This is a genomic window from Streptomyces sp. NPDC015661, assembly GCF_043077765.1.
In the GTDB taxonomy this organism is placed as follows: Bacteria; Actinomycetota; Actinomycetes; order Streptomycetales; family Streptomycetaceae; genus Streptomyces.
On record NZ_JBIBST010000003.1, the window covers coordinates 257,403 to 275,980 of the forward strand.

Genomic DNA, 18,578 nt, shown 5'->3' on the forward strand with positions numbered 1-18,578 from the left:
GACCGATCATCCCTCGGTCGGGTTCAGGGTGCACCCGCTCCACCTCAGGAAGGAGTGCGCGCGGGCGCCGGAGCCGATGCGGTGGAGCCGCGAACGACCAGCTCAGGCATGAAGACGAACTCGGAGTGCGGGGCCGGGGTGCCCCCCACCTCCTCCAGGAGCGCGCGGACCGCGGCCTGTCCCATCGCCTGCACCGGCTGGCGGATGGTGGTCAGCGGCGGGTCGGTGAAGGCTATGAGCGGAGAGTCGTCGAAACCGACCACCGAGACGTCCCGGGGGACGTCGAGACCCTGCTGACGGGCCGCCCGGATCGCGCCGAGCGCCATCATGTCGCTCGCGCAGACGACCGCCGTGCAGCCGCGGGAGATCAGCGCGCCCGCCGCCGCCTGGCCGCCCTCCAGGGTGTAGAGCGAGTGCTGGATCAGCGCCTCGGACTCCTCCGGGGCCAGACCGAGCCGCTCCTGCATGCCCTGTTGGAAGCCCTCTATCTTGCGCAGCACCGGCACGAAGCGCTTCGGGCCGACGGCGAGACCGATCCGGGTGTGGCCGAGCGCGGCCAGGTGCGTCACGGCGAGCCGCATCGCCGCCCGGTCGTCGGGCGAGACGAAGGGCGCCTGGACCTTGGGGGAGAAGCCGTTGAGCAGGACGTACGGGACGCCCTTGCCGCGCAGCTGGTCGTAGCGCGTCATGTCGGCGGTCGTGTCGGCGTGCAGGCCGGAGACGAAGATGATGCCGGCGACACCCCGCTCCACCAGCATGTCGGTGAGCTCGTCCTCGGTGGACCCGCCGGGGGTCTGGGTGGCGAGGACCGGCGTGTACCCCTGCCGGGTCAGGGCCTGCCCGATGACCTGGGCGAGGGCGGGGAAGATCGGGTTGTCCAGCTCGGGGGTGATGAGGCCGACGAGCCCCGCGCTGCGCTGGCGCAGTCGTACGGGCCGCTCGTAGCCGAGCACGTCGAGCGCGGCAAGGACGGACTCGCGGGTGGCGGCGGCCACGCCCGGCTTGCCGTTGAGCACGCGGCTGACTGTGGCCTCACTGACCCCCGCCTGGGCTGCGATGTCTGAGAGCCGCGCGGTCATGAAGGTGGACTGTACCGGTCACGGGGCGTATTGCCCACCGCCGGACCACAGACTGTCACCGCAGGCCTCTTGCGCAAGCTCTTGCAGTCCTTGCGGGCGGCTTGCGGGGGCATTCGGGCGGGAAAGGGGGCCGACCGCCCCTGTCAAGCGATCCTTCGGCAACCTTAGGGACACGCGAATGTAACGATCGCCGGGTCTTGCAGAAACTTCTCGCAAGGTCTTTCGGCGCGTTTTCATCCCTGTTACGTTCCTGGCAACCCGGAGCGCCGCGAGGGAGCGGTCGCATGAGGAAGGTTCCAGCCCCTCGTCTCCCCGGGATCACTGAAGGAGTTCACATGCGGCGTGGCATAGCGGCCACCGCGCTGGTCGCGGCCCTGGGCGTGACCCTGGCGGCGTGCGGCGGAAGCGACAGCGGTTCCAACGGCGGCTCGAAGGGCTCGGGCGAGCTCTCCGGCACCGTGACCTGGTGGGACACCTCCACGGTCGGCTCCGAGGACAAGGTCTTCAAGAAGGTCGCCGAGGACTTCACCAAGGCGCACCCGAAGGTCACCGTCAAGTACGTGAACGTGCCGTTCGGCGAGGCGCAGAACAAGTTCAAGAACGCCGCGCAGTCCGGCTCCGGCGCGCCCGACGTGATCCGCTCCGAGGTTGCCTGGACCCCCGAGTTCGCCGACCTCGGCTACCTCGCGCCGCTGGACGGCACCCCGGCCCTCAAGGACCAGGACGACTTCCTCAAGCAGGCCGCGGCCTCCACGAAGTACAACGGCAAGACCTACGCCGTCCCGCAGGTCATCGACTCCATGGGCATCTTCTACAACAAGAAGATCTTCAAGGACGCCGGCGTCGAGGTCCCCAAGACCATCGACGAGCTCAAGGCCGTCTCCGCCAAGATCAAGCAGAAGACCGGCAAGACCGGCCTCTACCTGCGCGGCGACGACGCCTACTGGTTCCTCTCCTTCCTGTACGGCGAGGGCGGCGACCTGGTCGACGCCGACAACAAGAAGATCACCGTCGACGGCCCGGCCGGCGTGAAGGCCTTCAAGGTCGTCAAGGACCTGGTGGACTCCGGCGCGGCCAAGACCGACGCGACCGACGGCTGGAACAACATGCAGACCGCCTTCAAGGAAGGCAAGGTCGCCATGATGATCAACGGCCCGTGGGCCGTCGCCGACACCTACTCCGGCAAGGAGTTCGCCGACAAGGCCAACCTGGGCATCGCCCCGGTCCCGGCCGGCTCGGCCGGCCAGGGCGCCCCGCAGGGCGGCCACAACCTCGCCGTCTACGCGGGCTCCAAGAACCTGGACGCCTCCTACGCCTTCGCCGAGTACATGACCTCGGTCGAGACCCAGGCGAAGATCTCGGAGGAGCTCAGCCTCCTCCCCACCCGCGAGTCCGTCTACATCAAGCCGGACGTCGCGACCAACGAGCAGATCGCTTTCTTCAAGCCGGTCGTCGACAAGGCCGTCGAGCGCCCCTGGATCCCGGAGACCGGCAGCCTCTTCGCGCCGCTCGTCACCGAGTACACCAAGGTCCTGACCGGCCAGACCACCCCGGAGACGGGAGCCAAGACGGTGGGCGACGGCTACCGCAAGCTCCTGAAGGACTGGAAGTAACAGGAAGGCAGGCCGGCTGATGGCCGTGGACACCACCGGCCAGTCGGTGGCGAAGGCCGCGGGCGACGACGTCGCCCGCGGCCGGAGCCGCGGAACTGGCAAGCCCCGGGGCGCGGCGAAGCGCTCCCTCTCCACCCACTGGTACGCCTGGGCGATGGTCGCCCCGGTGACCGTGGTGATCGCCGTGATCATCGGCTACCCGCTCGTCCGCGGCATCTACCTGTCGCTGACCGACGCCAACGAGCGGAACGTCGCACGGTCCATCGGTGTCAACCAGATCCCGGCCACCTACGAGTTCGTCGGTCTGGACAACTACACCGACGCGCTCACCGGGAGCCAGTTCCTCGGGACCCTCGGCTGGACCATCGTCTGGACCGTGTCCTGCGTGGCGCTGACCTTCGCGCTCGGCCTCGGCCTCGCCAACATCCTGAACCGCAAGATAGCCGGACGCTCCGTGTACCGGCTGCTGCTCATCCTGCCCTGGGCCGTGCCCGGCTTCGTCTCCGTCTTCGCCTGGCGCTTCCTCTACAACCAGGACAACGGCCTGCTCAACAAGGTCCTCGCGGGCGGCGGCATCGACGCCGTCCCGTGGCTCAACGACCCCACCTGGGCCAAGCTCTCGGTCATCGCGACCAACGTCTGGCTCGGCGTGCCGTTCATGATGGTCGCCCTCCTCGGCGGGCTCCAGTCCATCCCCGGCGAGCTGTACGAGGCCGCCGAGATGGACGGCGCCAACCCCTGGCAGCGCTTCCGGCACATCACCATGCCGGGGCTGCGGTCCGTCAGCACCACCGTGGTCCTGCTGAGCACCATCTGGACCTTCAACATGTTCCCGGTGATCTTCCTGCTCACCCGGGGCGGGCCCGGCGAGGCCACCCAGATCCTCGTCACCCAGGCCTACAAGTTCTCCTTCGAGGTCAGCCCGCGCGACTTCGCCCAGTCGTCCACGTGGGGCGTGCTCATCCTGGTCCTCCTGATGGTCTTCGCCGCGTTCTACCAGCGCGTCCTCCGCAAGCAGGGAGAAGTCTGGTGACCACCACGACCCCCACCCCCCAGGCCATGAACGCCCCCGTCCGGGGACGCCGTTCGCCGCTCGCCTCGGTCGGCCTGCACGTCACCCTGATCGTGGCGTCCGTGATCGCCGTCTTCCCGGTCCTGTGGGTGCTGCTGACCTCGCTGAAGCCCGCGAAGTTCGCCACGACCACGGACTTCTTCAAGGAGACGACGCTCGAGAACTACACGAACCTGCTGAACGACACCCCGTTCCTCACCTGGTTCGGCAACTCGCTGCTCGTCGCCGCACTCACCACGGTCGTCGGCGTCTTCATCTCCGCCACCACCGGCTACGCCGTCAGCCGCTTCCGGTTCCCCGGCAAGCGCGGCCTGATGTGGACGCTGCTCATCACCCAGATGTTCCCGGTCGCCGTCCTGATCGTGCCGATCTACAACATCATGGCGTCGATGGGCCTGCTCAACCAGCCGGCCGGCCTGGTCATCACGTACCTGACCATCGCCGTCCCGTTCTGCGCCTGGATGATGAAGGGCTTCTTCGACACCATCCCGCGCGAGATCGACGAGTCCGGCTACGTCGACGGCCTCACCCCCTTCGGCACCTTCTGGCGGCTCATCCTGCCGCTCGCCAAGCCGGGCATCGCCGTCACCGCCTTCTACTCCTTCATCACCGCCTGGGGCGAGGTCGCCTACGCCTCCGCCTTCATGGTCGGCGACGAGAACCTCACGCTCGCCGGCGGACTGCAGAAGTTCGTCAACCAGTACGGCGCCCAGTGGGGCCCGATGGCCGCGGCCTCCGTGCTCATCGCCGTCCCCGCCGCCCTGGTGTTCCTCTTCGCCCAGCGCCACCTGGTCACCGGCATGTCCGCCGGCGCCGTCAAGGGCTGAGCACACCCCTCCATGTCCTTACGACCCAAGGAAGACATGACCCAGCACCTCGCCACCCCCGCCGCCGCCCCGACCACCGGCACGCACACGGGCTGGTGGAGAGACGCCGTGATCTACCAGGTCTACCCGCGCAGCTTCGCCGACGGAAACGGCGACGGCATGGGCGACCTGGAGGGCATCCGCAGCCGGCTGCCGTACCTCAAGGAGCTCGGCGTCGACGCCGTCTGGCTCTCCCCGTTCTACGCCTCGCCGCAGGCCGACGCCGGCTACGACGTCGCCGACTACCGGGCCATCGACCCCATGTTCGGCTCGCTCCTCGACGCCGACGCCGTGATCCGCGAGGCCCACGAACTGGGCCTGCGCATCATCGTCGACCTGGTCCCCAACCACTCCTCCGACCAGCACGAGTGGTTCCAGCGCGCCCTGCGCGAGGGCCCCGGCTCGGTGCTCCGCGAGCGCTACCACTTCCGCCCCGGCCAGGGCGAGAACGGCGAACTCCCGCCCAACGACTGGGAGTCCATCTTCGGCGGCCCCGCCTGGACCCGTACGGAGAACCCGGACGGCACCCCCGGCGACTGGTACCTCCACCTCTTCGCCCCGGAGCAGCCCGACTTCAACTGGGAACACCCCGCCGTGCGCGACGAGTTCCGCTCCATCCTGCGCTTCTGGCTCGACATGGGCGTCGACGGCTTCCGCGTCGACGTCGCCCACGGCCTGGTCAAGGCCGCCGGCCTGCCCGACATCGGCGCCCACGACCAGCTGAAGCTGCTCGGCAACGACGTCATGCCCTTCTTCGACCAGGACGGCGTCCACGAGATCTACCGCTCCTGGCGGCAGATCCTCGCCGAGTACGACGGCGAGCGCATCCTCGTCGCCGAGGCGTGGACCCCCACCGTCGACCGCACCGCGAACTACGTGCGCCCCGACGAGATGCACCAGGCCTTCAACTTCCAGTACCTCGGCACCCACTGGGACGCCGCCGAGCTCCGTACCGTCATCGACGCCTCGCTCGACGCGATGCGCCCGGTCGGCGCCCCCACCACCTGGGTCCTCTCCAACCACGACGTCACCCGGCACGCCACCCGCTTCGCCAACCCGGCGGGCCTCGGCACCCAGCTCCGCGAGGCCGGCGACCGCGAGCTCGGCCTGCGCCGCGCCCGCGCCGCGACGCTCCTCATGCTGGCCCTGCCCGGCTCCGCCTACGTCTACCAGGGCGAGGAGCTCGGCCTGCCCGACGTCACCGACCTGCCCGACGAGGTCCGCCAGGACCCGTCGTTCTGGCGGGCCAGCGGCCAGGACGGCTTCCGCGACGGCTGCCGCGTGCCGATCCCGTGGACCGTCGAGGGCTCCTCGTACGGCTTCGGCGACGGCGGCTCCTGGCTGCCGCAGCCCGCGACCTGGGCCGCCCTGAGCGTCGAGGCGCAGACCGGCGACCCCGGCTCCACCCTGGAGCTCTACCGCAGCGCCCTCGCCGTCCGGCGCGAGCGCCCCGAACTCGGTGCGGGCGACGCCGTCGAGTGGCTGGAGGCACCCGAGGGTGTGCTCTCCTTCCGCCGCGACGGCTTCGTCTGCACCGCCAACACCACCGGCCGGGCCATCACCGTCCCGCTGCCCGGCCGGTATCTCCTCTCCAACGAGGAAATCCGAATCGTCGCCGTCGACGACGAGGACACGGTGGAGCTGCCCGCCGACACCACCGTCTGGTGGGCGGTGTGACGATCCCCCTGCCGCGGGGTGCCGGGAACGGCGCCCCGCGGCTCGCGGACATCGCGGCCCAGTCCGGGGTCAGCGAGGCCACCGTCAGCCGCGTCCTCAACGGCAAGGCGGGGGTGGCCGGCGCGACCCGGCACAAGGTGCTCGCGGCCCTCGACGTGCTCGGCTACGAGCGTCCCGTACGGCTCAAACGCCGCAGCGCGGGCCTCGTCGGGCTCGTCGTGCCCGAGCTGACCAACCCGATCTTCCCGGCCTTCGCGCAGGTCGTCGAACAGGTCCTCGCCGGGCACGGCTACACCCCGGTGCTCTGCACCCAGATGCCCGGCGGCGCCACCGAGGACGAGCTCGTCGAGCAGCTCGTGGAGCGCGGCGTGGCCGGCATCGTCTTCCTCTCCGGGCTGCACGCCGACGCCACCGCCGACCCGGCGCGCTACGCCCGGCTCGGTGCCCGGGGCGTCCCGTACGTCCTCATCAACGGCTACAACGAGCACATCGACGCCAACTTCGTCTCCCCGGACGACCGGGCCGCCGCCCGGATGGCCGTCCGGCACCTGGTCGAGCTGGGCCACGAGCGGATCGGCCTCGCCATCGGCCCCACCCGGTACGTGCCCTCGCGCCGCAAGGCCGAGGGCTTCACCGCCGAGCTGTACGAACTCCTCGGCGTCGACCGCGCCGAGGCCGAACGGTTCATCAGGCCCACGCTGTTCGGCGTCGAGGGCGGCCACGCGGCCGCCGAGATCCTGCTCCGCGAGGGCTGCACGGGGATCGTCTGCGGCTCCGACCTGATGGCGCTCGGCGTGATCCGCGCGGTCCGCGCCCGCGGCCTCGACGTGCCCGGCGACGTCTCCGTCGTGGGCTTCGACGACTCCCCGCTCATCGCCTTCACCAGCCCGCCGCTCTCCACCGTGCGCCAGCCCGTGCAGGCCATGGCGACGGCGGCCGTCGGCGCGCTCCTGGAGGAGATCGAGGGGAATCCCGTGCAGCGCACGGAGTTCGTCTTCCAGCCCGAGCTGGTGGTCCGCGGTTCCACCGCGCAGCCGCCCGCCCGCCCCGCGCAACCTCTTTCGTAACGGCTTGCATTCGGGTGTGCGGAGGGTTGACCGCACGCCCGTACGCCCCTACGGTCACGGCTGAAAACAGTTGCTGAACTTTTCGGCAACTTCTTGCACCCGCTCTTGCGACAGGGACGTCGTACAGGAGGAAACATGGCAAGAAAGACCGTGGCCGCTGCACTCGCCCTCGTGGCGGGAGCCGCTGTGGCCGTCACGGGCAACGCCCCGGCGCAGGCCACCCCGCCCGGCGGGAAGGACGTCACCGCGGTGATGTTCGAATGGAACTTCGCCTCGGTGGCCAAGGAGTGCACCGACCGCCTCGGCCCCGCCGGATACGGATACGTCCAGGTCTCCCCGCCCCAGGAGCACCTCCAGGGCTCCCAGTGGTGGACCTCGTACCAGCCGGTCAGCTACAAGATCGCCGGACGCCTCGGCGACCGCACCGCCTTCAAGAGCATGATCGACACCTGCCACGCGGCGGGCGTCAAGGTCGTCGCCGACTCCGTCATCAACCACATGGCGAACGGGTCGGGCACGGGAACGGGCGGGACCCCCTTCTCCAAGTACGACTACCCCGGCCTCTACTCGGGCGCCGACATGGACGACTGCCGGTCCGCCATCTCCAACTACCAGGACCGCGCCAACGTCCAGAACTGCGAACTCGTCCAGCTCCCCGACCTCGACACGGGCGAGGACTACGTCCGCGGGAAGATAGCCGGCTACCTCAACGACCTCGCCTCCCTCGGCGTCGACGGCTTCCGCATCGACGCCGCCAAGCACATGCCGGCCGCCGACCTCGCGAACATCAAGTCCCGGCTGACCAACCCGAACGTCTTCTGGAAGCAGGAGGCCATCTACGGCGCCGGCGAGGCCGTCTCCCCGAGCGAGTACCTCGGCAACGGCGACGTCCAGGAGTTCCGCTACGCCCGCGACCTCAAGCGGGTCCTGCAGAACGAGAAGCTCGCCTACCTCAAGAACTTCGGCGAGGCCTGGGGCTACATGCCCTCCGGCCAGTCCGGCGTCTTCGTCGACAACCACGACACCGAGCGCGGCGGCGACACCCTCAACTACAAGGACGGCGCGAACTACACCCTCGCCTCCGTCTTCATGCTCGCCTGGCCCTACGGCTCCCCGGACGTCCACTCCGGCTACGAGTGGACCGACAAGGACGCGGGCCCGCCCAACAACGGCCAGGTGAACGCCTGTTACAGCGACGGCTGGAAGTGCCAGCACGCCTGGCGCGAGATCTCCTCCATGGTGGCCTTCCGCAACACCGCCCGCGGGCAGGCCGTCACGGACTGGTGGGACAACGGCGGCAACGCGATCGCGTTCGGCCGCGGTTCCAAGGCGTACGTGGCGATCAACCACGAGTCCTCGGCCCTGACCCGCACCTTCCAGACCTCCCTCGCCGCCGGCACCTACTGCGACGTGCAGTCCAACACCGCCGTGACGGTGAACTCCTCCGGCCAGTTCACGGCCACCCTCGGCGCGAACACCGCTCTCGCCCTCCACACCGGGGCCATGACCTGCGGGTCCCAGCCGGTCACCGCCGGCGCCTCCTTCAACGTCAACGCGACCACGGTCACCGGCCAGAACATCTACGTCACCGGCAACCGCGCCGAACTCGGCAACTGGACCCCCGCCTCCGCCCTCAAGCTCGACCCGGCCTCGTACCCCGTCTGGAAGCTGACGGTGAACCTGCCCGCCGGAACGGCCTTCGAGTACAAGTACATCCGCAAGGACGCGGCCGGGAACGTCACCTGGGAGTCCGGCGCCAACCGCACCGCGACCGTCCCCGCCTCGGGCCAGATCGTCCTGAACGACACCTTCCGCAGCTGACCCCGCCTCCCCTCCAGGGCCGCCCCCGCCGGGGCGGCCCTCCCACCCGTACCCCCTTCTCCGGGAGCACCCCCGTGACACCCAAGAGAACGGCGGTCGCGCTGGCCGCCGCGCTGTGCGCCGCCCTCGTGCCCGCCGTCCCCGCGACGGCCGCACCCCGACCGCCCGCCCCGCCCTCCGACCAGGCCCTCGCCGCCCAGCCGGCCCGCCAGGACCTCACCCGCGAGCAGTTCTACTTCGTCCTGCCCGACCGCTTCGCCAACGGCGACACCGGAAACGACAGGGGCGGCCTCACCGGCAGCCGCACGGAGACCGGCTTCGACCCCACCGACAAGGGCTTCTACCAGGGCGGCGACCTCAAGGGCCTCACCGAGCGGCTCGACTACATCAAGGGCCTCGGCACCACCGCCATCTGGATGGCGCCGATCTTCAAGAACCGGCCCGTGCAGGGCACCGGCAAGGACGCCTCCGCCGGCTACCACGGCTACTGGATCACCGACTTCACCCAGGTCGACCCCCACTTCGGGACCAACGAGGATCTGGAGAAGCTGATCGCCGCCGCCCACGCCAAGGGCATGAAGGTCTTCTTCGACGTCATCACCAACCACACCGCCGACACCGTCGACTACGCCGAGAAGAAGTACGGCTACCGCCCCAAGGGCGCCTACCCGTACCTCGACGCCTCAGGACGGCCCTTCGACGACCGCACCGCGATCGGCAAGGTCGACGCGGACTCCTTCCCGTACACGCCGACGACGACCGGCGGCAAGGTCCCGTCCTGGCTGAACGACCCCACGATGTACCACAACCGGGGCGACTCCACCTGGGCCGGGGAGTCCGCCGAGTACGGCGACTTCGTCGGCCTCGACGACCTGTGGACCGAGCGCCCCGAGGTCGTCGAGGGCATGAAGAAGATCTACGAGAAGTGGGTCCGGGACTTCGACATCGACGGGTTCCGCATCGACACCGTCAAGCACGTGAACCTGGACTTCTGGACGCAGTGGGCCACCGCCCTCGACGCGTACGCGAAGAAGCAGGGCCGCGAGGACTTCTTCATGTTCGGCGAGGTCTACTCCGCCGACACCGCCGTCACCTCCCCGTACGTCACCCGGGGCCGGCTCGACGCCACCCTCGACTTCCCCTTCCAGGACGCGGCCCGCGCCTTCGCCTCCCAGGGCGCCGGAGCCGACCGCCTCGCCCAGGTCTTCGCCGAGGACTACCGGTACACCACCGACAAGGCCAACGCCTACGAGCAGGTGACCTTCCTCGGCAACCACGACATGGGCCGCATCGGCACCTTCGTGAAGCAGGACAACCCGAACGCCTCCGACGAGGAACTCGTCCGCCGCGACCGGCTCGCCAACGAGCTGATGTTCCTCTCCCGGGGCAACCCGGTGGTCTACTACGGCGACGAGCAGGGCTTCACCGGCCCCGGCGGCGACAAGGACGCCCGCCAGACCCTCTTCGCCTCCAAGACCGCCGACTACCTCGACGACGACCAGCTCGGCACCGACCGGACGCACGCCTCCGACGCGTACGACACCACGCACCCGCTGTACCGGTCGATCGCCGCCCTCTCGAAGCTCACCCGGGAGAACCCCGCCCTCCGCGACGGCGTCCAGCAGGAACGGTACGCCGAGGGCTCCGTCTACGCCTTCACCCGCACCGACGCGAAGACCCGGACCGAGTACCTCGTCGCCGTCAACGGCGCCACCGAGCCGAAGACCGTCACCGTCCCCGTCGACTCCGCCGGCTTCCGCGCCCTGTACGGGGGTCAGGGCGCCCTCACGGCTTCCGGGGGCGAGGTCACCGTCACCGTCCCGGCCCTCTCCTCCCTCGTCCTCAAGGCCGACGCGCCGCTCCCCGCCCCGGCCACCGCGCCCACCGTCTCCCTGAAGGCCCCGGCCGCCGGCTCCACCGGCACCGTCGAGCTCTCCGCCGACGTCACCGGCGGCGGCCTCAACAGGGTCGTCTTCGCCGCCCAGACCGGCGACGGCCGCTGGCAGACCCTCGGCACCGCCGACCACGCCCCCTACAAGGTCACCCAGCACATCACCGCCCCCGCCGGCACCGCCCTGCGCTACAGGGCCGTCGTCGTCGACGCCGCGGGCCGCACCGCGAGCACCCTCGCCGCCACCACGGCCGGCGCGCCCCCGGCCCCCGAGAAGCCGGTCGCCGTCGAGCGGGCCTACGCCGTCGTGCACTACAAGCGCCAGGACGGCGAATACGACGGCTGGACCCTGAAGGCCGCCGGCCAGGAAGCCGCCTTCACCGGACGCGACGCCCACGGCGCCTTCGCCTGGGTCAAGGTCCCCGAGGGCGCCTCCACCGTCACGTACACCGTCGAGAAGGACGGCGCCGCCGACGGCCCGCAGCGCAGCATCAACCTCGGCCGCACCGGCGAGGTCTGGATCACGCAGGGCACCGACGGCCAGTCCGACACCGACCCGGCCCCCGCCACCCCGGACACGTCGAAGGCCGTCATCCACTACCAGCGGGCCGACGGGAACTACGACGGCTGGGGCCTCCACACCTGGACCGGCGCCGCCCAGCCCACCGACTGGTCCAAGCCGCTCATGCCGGTCCGCACCGACGCGTACGGCGCCGTGTACGAGGTCCCGCTCACCCAGGGCGCGAGCTCCCTCTCGTACATCCTCCACAAGGGCGACCAGAAGGACCTGCCCACCGACCAGTCCCTCGACCTCGCCACCTACGGCCACGAGGTCTGGCTCCTCTCCGGACAGCCCAAGTACCTCCTCCCCACCACCGGCGGCGCCCCGAACCTCGACCTCGGCAAGGCCGAGGCCCAGTGGATCGACCGGAACACCGTCGTCTGGAAGGTGAAGACCACCGACGCCACCAGCCAGCAGCTGGTGTACGCGAAGGGCGGCGGGATCACCGTCACCGACGGCGCCCTGAGCGACGAGGGCCAGTGGCTCCGGCTCGATCCGGGAAGCCTCACCGACGCCCAGAAGGCGAAGTTCCCGCACCTCAGGGACTACCCGGCCTTCACCGTCGACCCGCGCGACGCCGACCGGGTACGGGACTCCCTGCGCGGCCAGCTCATCGCCACCCAGCGCGCCGCCAACGGCGCCCTGCTCGCCGCCACCGGCGTCCAGACCGCCGGCATCCTCGACGACCTGTACGCGGCGAAGGCCACGAAGGCGAACCTGGGCCCGGTCTTCCGCGACGGCCGCCCCACCCTCTCCCTGTGGGCCCCCACCGCCCGGTCCGTCTCCCTGGAACTCGACGGGAACACCGTGCCCATGCGGCGCGACCCCGCCTCCGGCGTCTGGTCCGTCACCGGCCCCCGGACCTGGGCGGGCAAGCCGTACCGGTACGTCGTGAAGGTCTGGGCCCCCAGCGTCCAGAAGATCGTCGAGAACCGGGTCACCGACCCCTACTCCACCGCCCTCACCACCGACTCCGCCCGCAGCCTCGCCGTCGACCTCACCGACCCGGCCCTGGCACCCAAGGGCTGGAAGGAACTGAAGAAGCCCGCCGCCGTGCCGCTGCGGGACGCCCAGATCCAGGAACTCCACATCCGGGACTTCTCGATCGCCGACCCCACGGCCGAGGCCGACCACCGGGGCACCTACCTCGCCTTCACCGACCGCGACAGCAAGGGATCGGAGCACCTGAAGGCGCTCGCCGCCTCCGGCACCTCCTACGTCCACCTGCTCCCGGCCTTCGACCTCGGCACCGTCCCCGAGAACAAGTCCGCGCAGACCACCCCCGCCTGCGACCTCAAGGTCTACGCCCCCGACTCCGAGGAGCAGCAGGCCTGCGTCACCGCGGCGGCCGCGAAGGACGCCTACAACTGGGGCTACGACCCCCTGCACTACACCGTCCCCGAGGGCTCCTACGCCACCGACCCCGAAGGCACCCGCCGCACGGTCGAGTTCCGGCAGATGGTCCAGGCCCTCAACGGCGACGGACTGCGCACCGTCATGGACGTCGTCTACAACCACACCGTCGCCGCCGGACAGTCCGACAAGTCCGTCCTCGACAGGATCGTGCCCGGCTACTACCAGCGCCTCCAGGCCGACGGCTCCGTCGCCACCTCCACCTGCTGCGCCAACACCGCGCCCGAGAACGCCATGATGGGCAAGCTCGTCGTCGACTCGGTCGTCACCTGGGCGAAGCAGTACAAGGTCGACGGCTTCCGCTTCGACCTCATGGGCCACCACCCGAAGGCCAACATCCTCGCCGTACGGCAAGCCCTCGACGCGCTGACCGTCGAGAAGGACGGCGTCGACGGCAAGGCGATCGTCCTCTACGGCGAGGGCTGGAACTTCGGCGAGATCGCCGACGACGCCCGCTTCGTCCAGGCCACCCAGAAGAACATGGCCGGCACCGGCATCGCGACCTTCTCCGACCGGGCCCGCGACGCCGTCCGCGGCGGCGGCCCCTTCGACGAGGACCCCGGCGTCCAGGGCTTCGCCTCCGGCCTCTACACCGACCCCAATTCCTCCTCCGCCAACGGCACCCCCGAGCAGCAGAAGGCCCGCCTCCTGCACTACCAGGACCTCATCAAGGTCGGCCTCAGCGGCAACCTCGCCTCGTACTCCTTCACCGACACCTCGGGGCGCACGGTCAAGGGCTCCGAGGTCGACTACAACGGCGCCCCCGCCGGGTACGCCGCCGCCCCCGGCGACGCCCTCGCCTACGCCGACGCCCACGACAACGAGTCCCTGTACGACGCGCTCGCCTTCAAGCTCCCGGCGGACACGTCCCCGGCCGACCGCGCCCGCATGCAGGTCCTCGCCATGGCGACGGCCACCCTCTCGCAGGGCCCGGCGCTCTCCCAGGCCGGCTCGGACCTGCTGCGCTCCAAGTCCCTGGACCGCAACTCCTTCGACAGCGGCGACTGGTTCAACGCCATCCACTGGGACTGCCGCGACGGCAACGGCTTCGGCCGCGGCCTGCCGCCGGCCGCCGACAACAAGGCCAAGTGGTCCTACGGCAAGCCGCTGCTCGTCAATCCGGCCCTGACGGTCGGCTGCGCCCAGATCGACGGCGCCTCCGCCGCCTACCGGGACCTGCAGAAGATCCGTACCACCGAGCCGGTGTTCTCCCTGGCCACGGCGGACCGGGTCCAGGAGGCCCTGTCCTTCCCGCTCTCCGGCCGCGACGAGACCCCCGGCGTGATCACCATGCGCCTCGGCGACCTGGTCGTCGTCCTCAACGCGACCCCGGGCAGCACCGCGCAGAAGGTCCCGGACCTGGCGGGCAAGGGCTACGCCCTCCACCCGGTCCAGGCCGGCGGCTCCGACCAGCTGGTGAAGTCGGCCGCCTACGACCGGGCATCGGGCACCTTCACGGTCCCGGCGCGGACGGTCGCGGTCTTCAGGGCCGGGTGAGCGGACGCTCCATCAGCGTGACCCCGTACCGGGTCCCGTCGGCGGCGAGCTTCCCCGGCTCCTCGCCGACGACCCGGTAGCCCGCGGCTTCGTAGTACGTACGGAGCCGCGGGTTGCTCGACACGCAGTCGAGCCGCGCGACCGCCCGCCCGCGGGCCGCGATCCGCCCCTCGGCGTGCGCGAGCAGCGCCCGCCCCGTACCGGCGGGCGCGGCCTCCCGGTCCGCCATCAGCCGGTGGACATACCCGGCGACCGGGGGCTGCGGGCCCCAGGCCTGCTCGTCCTCCCACCACAGCTCGTACGCGCCGACCGCCCGCCCCTCGTGGGAGGCGATCCAGACCTCGCCCTCCGCGATCCGCGCGCGGAAGTGCTCGGGGCCCCGGGCCCCCGGCTTCCACTGGTCGATCCCGCTGCGCACCATCCAGTGCGCCACCCCGTCGAACATTCCCGCCAGAAGGTCGAGATCGCGTTCGTCCGCCTGCCGGAAGGTCACTTGTGCCGTCATGACGATCACCGTAAAGGTGTGGCCAGACGTCCGTATCCCTGGGAGTGACCCTCATGCCGCAGATCACCGTCGACTACTCCGCGCCCCTCGACCGCCGCGGCTTCGCGCTCGCCCTGCACCCGATCGTCGTGGAGACGGTCGACGCCACGCTCGACGCGTGCAAGACCCGGTTCCGGGAGGTCGAGGAGCTGGTCGTCGGCGACGGAGCGGCCGACGACCACATCGTGCACGTCGACATCGCCCTGCTGGCCGGCCGCACCGACGAGGCCAAGGCCCGGCTGTCGGACGCCGTCCTCGCCCTGCTGCCCGCCTACCTCAAGGCGAAGGAGGGCGTCCACCTCTCCGTCGAGGTCCACGACCTCGACGGGTCCTACCGCAAGGGCTGATCGGGAACGCCGGGGGCGAGCGCCGAGAGCCGGGCCACGAGATCCCCGAAGGGACTGTCGGCGGGCTCGTCCGCGAGCATCCGGACGAGGATGTCCGCCATCTCCCTGTCGTACGCGGCGCTGACCGCCGCCAGCGCGGCGAAGTCGTGCACGAGCTGCAACTCCAGCTCCGCGCGCGGAATCCGGCGCCCGTCCAGCCACAGCAGGGCCGTCGTCTCGGCGAGCGACACCCAGGAACGGATGACCAGTTCGAGCCGGGCCGAGGGCTTCTCGACGTCCAGATGGATCAGCGTCTGCTCGTACGCGATCTGCCGCACCTCGTCGATCATGGCGTTGGCCGACGAGGAGCCGCCCGCCGGACCGCCGCGCAGCAGCGCCGAGAAGCCGGGGCCGTGCTCGTCGACGAAGTCGAAGAAGCGGCCCATCACGCGCAGCAGCCGCGCCCCGCGCGGCCCCCGCGGGGGCTCGACGAACCGGGCGGCGAGATCGTCGGCCGCCCGCCGCAGCGCCGCCTCGTACAGGCTCTGCTTGCCCGGGAAGTAGTGGTAGACCAGCGGCCGGGAGATTCCGGCGGCCGCGGCGATCTCGTCGATGGACACGTCCTCGGGAGAGCGGTGGCTGAAGAGTTCGAGGGCCACCCCGATCAGCTGCTGCTTGCGCTCCTCGACGCCCATCCTGCGGCGTACACCGGTCGTCATACGAACAGCCTAGCGGGGTCCGTTACGCTCCTGCCCCATGAGCGCTTCGGACCAGGACACCCCGGCAGCAGAGACGGAAGAGATCGAAGAGACCGAAGAGACGGAAGAGACCGAAGAGACGGACGAACTCGAAGAACTCGACGAACTCGACGAACTCGAAGAACGCGACGAGGCGGAGTCCCCTGCCGGCGGGCTCACCCCGAAGCAGGCGCGGCGGCTGCGCGTCGCCGCCGCGTCCGTGCTCCTGGTCGCCCTGGCCGTGGTGCTGGTCGTCCGGCTCGCGAGCCGCACGTCCGTCCTGGTCGTCGGCGTGTACGGACTCGCCATGATCCTCTGCGGGATCGTGATCGAACTCTCCCGCAACGGCCGCACACGACTCGGCACCTGGCTCCTGGTCGGCGGCCTCCTGACCGCGCTCGCCCTGGACTGGCTGGTTCTGCCCTAGCCGTCCTCAAAGGTCCAGGACGAGGCGCTTCCCGGCGCAGCGGGAGACGCAGATCAGCATCGAGTCGCCCCGCTCCTCGTCGGTGAGCAGCTCGTCCCGGTGGTCGACCTCGCCCTCCAGGACCCGCTGTTGGCAGGTCCCGCAGAAGCCCTGCCGGCAGGAGTACATGAGGCCCGGGACCTCTTCGCGGACCGCCGACAGGAGCGACTGGTCGGCCGCCACCGTCAACGTCCGCCCGGAGCGGCGCAGTTCGACCTCGAAGGCGGTGCCGGTGGTCGCGGCGGCGGTGAAGCGCTCCAGACGCGGCGTCCGGCCCTCGGGCATCGCCGCGGTCACGGCGTCCATCAGACCGTCGGGCCCGCAGCAGTACACGAGCGTCTCGGCGGGCACGTGCGCGAGGAACTCGAGCTCGGGGAAGCCGGATTCGTCCTCGGCGACGACGGTGACGCGGTCGCCGCCGCCCAGCCGCTCGATCTCGTCCAGATAGGGCATGGTGGCCCGGCTCCGCCCGCAGTACACGAGTCGCCAGTCCGCCCCGGCCGCCTCGGCGGCGCGCACCATGGGCAGGACGGGGGTGATGCCGATGCCGCCGGCGACGAAGACGTACGCGGGGGAGTCGACGAGCGGGAAGCGGTTGCGGGGCCCCCGGATCTCGATCTCCACGCCCTCGTGCAGCTGCTCGTGCACCTCGCGCGAGCCGCCGCGTCCGCCCTGCGATTCCTCGATGAGGCGGGTGGCGACGGTGTACGCGCCGGTGGCGGCCGGGTCCCCGCAGAGCGAGTACTGGCGGACGAGCCCGGAGGGCAGGACGAGGTCGACGTGGGCGCCCGGCTGCCAGGTGGGCAGCCCGGCACCCTCCAGGCGCAGCTCGACGACGCCCTCGGCGGGCGTGGCGCGGCCGGTGACGAGCACCTTGCGCGGGACGGTGCTGCCCCGCCCGTACCCGGAGACGGGGGTGTCGAGGGCGGGCATCGGCCAGAGCGGGGCGGTGGACATGCGGCTGCGGACGGCGCGGCGGACGAGCAGCGCGGCCCCGGCGACGAGGGCGACGGTGGTGAACCGGGGCATCAGTGGCCTCCGTTGGCGCCGGGGGAGGAGGCGAGGTAGGCCATGGCCTGCGCGGTGTTCCCCTCCTGGGAGGGGTGGTAGGCGCGGCTGAGGTAGCGGGGGATGGAGCGCACCATCGCCGGGGTGGAGGGCAGCAGGCCCTGCCGTCCCTTGCGGACGAAGTCCGCGAAGGAGGCCTTCGGGTCGAGCAGGCTGGGGTCGTTCTCCATGAAGAAGCGGATGCCCCGCTGCCAGAGGAAGACGAGCGCCGAGAAGGCGAGCGCCCAGGTGCGGGCGCGGCGCCGGTAGCCGCCGTCGAGGTGCATGAAGAGCTCGAAGGCGACCGCGCGGTGCTCGACCTCCTCCGCCCCGTGCCAGCGCAGCAGGTCCAGCATGGTGGGGTCGGCGCCGGCCCGGTCGAGCGCGTCGGCGTTGAGCACCCAGTCGCCGAGGAAGGCGGTGTAGTGCTCGATGGCGGCGATCAGCGCCACCCGCTCCATGAGCCACCAGCGGCGGGGCCGGCCGGGCGGCAGGGTCCGGTCCCCGAGGAGCTTCTCGAAGAACCAGTCGACCTGCGCGGTGTACGGGGTGGGGTCGAGGCCCAGCTTCCGCAGGTGGGGGAGGACGTCGTCGTGGGCCTGGGAGTGGATGGCCTCCTGGCCGATGAAGCCGATGACGTCCTCGCGCAGCCGGTCGTCGGTGATGTACGGCAGGGCCTGCTTGTAGACGTGGACGAACCAGCGTTCGCCCGCCGGGAGCAGCAGGTGCAGCACGTTGATGGTGTGCGTGGTGAAGGGGTCGCCCGGTACCCAGTGGAGCGGCGTCTCTTCCCAGTCGAAGGAGACCTTGCGGGCCTTGAGCTCGACGTGCTCCGACGCCACCGGTGCAGGCTGCGTATTAGACATGACGTCAATGTACTGAGGGGTAGGGCCGTGGCAA

General features: G+C 70.8%; 14 protein-coding genes. 9 read left to right on the forward strand and 5 right to left on the reverse strand.

Annotated elements, in window-relative coordinates:
* Window positions 1-44 precede the first annotated feature (44 nt).
* Window positions 45-1,079: a LacI family DNA-binding transcriptional regulator gene (locus tag ACF07V_RS09640; protein ID WP_369143882.1), complete on the reverse strand. Its 1,035-nt coding sequence runs from the start codon at window positions 1,077-1,079 to the stop codon at window positions 45-47.
* Between the two features lie 335 nt (window positions 1,080-1,414).
* Between ACF07V_RS09640 and ACF07V_RS09645 the strand changes: the two genes are divergently transcribed.
* The 7 genes from ACF07V_RS09645 (at window position 1,415) to pulA (ending at window position 14,558) form a co-directional block, all read left to right on the forward strand.
* Window positions 1,415-2,692, forward strand: coding sequence for an extracellular solute-binding protein (locus ACF07V_RS09645; RefSeq protein WP_392152768.1), 1,278 nt, complete (start codon window positions 1,415-1,417; stop codon window positions 2,690-2,692).
* A gap of 19 nt (window positions 2,693-2,711) precedes the next feature.
* Complete coding sequence (locus ACF07V_RS09650) at window positions 2,712-3,725, forward strand: carbohydrate ABC transporter permease (RefSeq protein ID WP_392152770.1); 1,014 nt, start codon at window positions 2,712-2,714, stop codon at window positions 3,723-3,725.
* Window positions 3,719-4,591 (forward strand): sugar ABC transporter permease, encoded by an 873-nt coding sequence (locus ACF07V_RS09655; protein ID WP_392153420.1) that lies wholly within the window; start codon window positions 3,719-3,721, stop codon window positions 4,589-4,591. Before ACF07V_RS09650 ends, ACF07V_RS09655 begins: the two co-directional genes overlap by 7 nt.
* 36 nt (window positions 4,592-4,627) lie before the next feature.
* Window positions 4,628-6,307: an alpha-amylase family glycosyl hydrolase gene (locus ACF07V_RS09660; RefSeq protein WP_392152772.1), complete on the forward strand. Its 1,680-nt coding sequence runs from the start codon at window positions 4,628-4,630 to the stop codon at window positions 6,305-6,307.
* Window positions 6,295-7,374 (forward strand): LacI family DNA-binding transcriptional regulator, encoded by a 1,080-nt coding sequence (locus tag ACF07V_RS09665; protein ID WP_392152773.1) that lies wholly within the window; start codon window positions 6,295-6,297, stop codon window positions 7,372-7,374. Before ACF07V_RS09660 ends, ACF07V_RS09665 begins: the two co-directional genes overlap by 13 nt.
* Before the next feature lie 135 nt (window positions 7,375-7,509).
* Entirely contained in the window at window positions 7,510-9,195 is a 1,686-nt protein-coding gene (locus ACF07V_RS09670; protein ID WP_392152774.1) for a carbohydrate-binding module family 20 domain-containing protein, read from the forward strand.
* A gap of 74 nt (window positions 9,196-9,269) precedes the next feature.
* Entirely contained in the window at window positions 9,270-14,558 is a 5,289-nt protein-coding gene (gene pulA / locus ACF07V_RS09675; protein ID WP_392152776.1) for a pullulanase-type alpha-1,6-glucosidase, read from the forward strand.
* Here the strand turns inward: pulA and ACF07V_RS09680 are convergent.
* On the reverse strand, window positions 14,545-15,063 hold the full coding sequence (locus ACF07V_RS09680) for a GNAT family N-acetyltransferase (protein WP_392152778.1): 519 nt from the start codon (window positions 15,061-15,063) through the stop codon (window positions 14,545-14,547). The genes pulA and ACF07V_RS09680 overlap by 14 nt on opposite strands.
* 53 nt (window positions 15,064-15,116) lie before the next feature.
* Between ACF07V_RS09680 and ACF07V_RS09685 the strand changes: the two genes are divergently transcribed.
* Window positions 15,117-15,449, forward strand: a complete 333-nt coding sequence (locus ACF07V_RS09685; RefSeq protein ID WP_392152780.1) for a 5-carboxymethyl-2-hydroxymuconate Delta-isomerase — start codon at window positions 15,117-15,119, stop codon at window positions 15,447-15,449.
* Here ACF07V_RS09685 and ACF07V_RS09690 read toward each other — a convergent pair.
* The gene (locus ACF07V_RS09690) at window positions 15,434-16,147 is read right to left on the reverse strand and encodes a TetR/AcrR family transcriptional regulator (protein ID WP_392152781.1); all 714 of its coding nucleotides are present in this window, start codon (window positions 16,145-16,147) and stop codon (window positions 15,434-15,436) included. The genes ACF07V_RS09685 and ACF07V_RS09690 overlap by 16 nt on opposite strands.
* 37 nt (window positions 16,148-16,184) lie before the next feature.
* Here ACF07V_RS09690 and ACF07V_RS09695 point away from each other — a divergent pair, with 37 nt between their 5' ends.
* Window positions 16,185-16,592 carry a hypothetical protein gene (locus ACF07V_RS09695; RefSeq protein ID WP_392152783.1) on the forward strand — a complete coding sequence of 136 codons (408 nt, stop codon included), beginning with the start codon at window positions 16,185-16,187 and terminating at the stop codon, window positions 16,590-16,592.
* 6 nt (window positions 16,593-16,598) lie between these two features.
* On the opposite strand, the gene ACF07V_RS09700 is transcribed toward ACF07V_RS09695, so the two are convergent.
* Both ACF07V_RS09700 and ACF07V_RS09705 read right to left on the reverse strand, forming a co-directional pair.
* A complete protein-coding gene (locus ACF07V_RS09700; protein WP_392152785.1) occupies window positions 16,599-17,660 on the reverse strand; it encodes a PDR/VanB family oxidoreductase in 1,062 nt (353 codons plus the stop codon).
* Window positions 17,660-18,544: a metal-dependent hydrolase gene (locus ACF07V_RS09705; protein ID WP_392152786.1), complete on the reverse strand. Its 885-nt coding sequence runs from the start codon at window positions 18,542-18,544 to the stop codon at window positions 17,660-17,662. The genes ACF07V_RS09700 and ACF07V_RS09705 overlap by 1 nt, the downstream gene beginning before the upstream one ends.
* Window positions 18,545-18,578: the final 34 nt, after the last annotated feature.

Bases quoted from the DNA above. Each gene is read 5' to 3' on its own strand.
- ACF07V_RS09640 (WP_369143882.1), bottom strand. From the start codon at position 1,079: ATGACCGCGCGGCTCTCAGACATCGCAGCCCAGGCGGGGGTCAGTGAG.
- ACF07V_RS09645 (WP_392152768.1), top strand. From the start codon at position 1,415: ATGCGGCGTGGCATAGCGGCCACCGCGCTGGTCGCGGCCCTGGGCGTG.
- ACF07V_RS09650 (WP_392152770.1), top strand. From the start codon at position 2,712: ATGGCCGTGGACACCACCGGCCAGTCGGTGGCGAAGGCCGCGGGCGAC.
- ACF07V_RS09660 (WP_392152772.1), top strand. From the start codon at position 4,628: ATGACCCAGCACCTCGCCACCCCCGCCGCCGCCCCGACCACCGGCACG.
- ACF07V_RS09670 (WP_392152774.1), top strand. From the start codon at position 7,510: ATGGCAAGAAAGACCGTGGCCGCTGCACTCGCCCTCGTGGCGGGAGCC.
- ACF07V_RS09680 (WP_392152778.1), bottom strand. From the start codon at position 15,063: ATGACGGCACAAGTGACCTTCCGGCAGGCGGACGAACGCGATCTCGAC.
- ACF07V_RS09685 (WP_392152780.1), top strand. From the start codon at position 15,117: ATGCCGCAGATCACCGTCGACTACTCCGCGCCCCTCGACCGCCGCGGC.
- ACF07V_RS09690 (WP_392152781.1), bottom strand. From the start codon at position 16,147: ATGACGACCGGTGTACGCCGCAGGATGGGCGTCGAGGAGCGCAAGCAG.
- ACF07V_RS09695 (WP_392152783.1), top strand. From the start codon at position 16,185: ATGAGCGCTTCGGACCAGGACACCCCGGCAGCAGAGACGGAAGAGATC.
- ACF07V_RS09700 (WP_392152785.1), bottom strand. From the start codon at position 17,660: ATGCCCCGGTTCACCACCGTCGCCCTCGTCGCCGGGGCCGCGCTGCTC.
- ACF07V_RS09705 (WP_392152786.1), bottom strand. From the start codon at position 18,544: ATGTCTAATACGCAGCCTGCACCGGTGGCGTCGGAGCACGTCGAGCTC.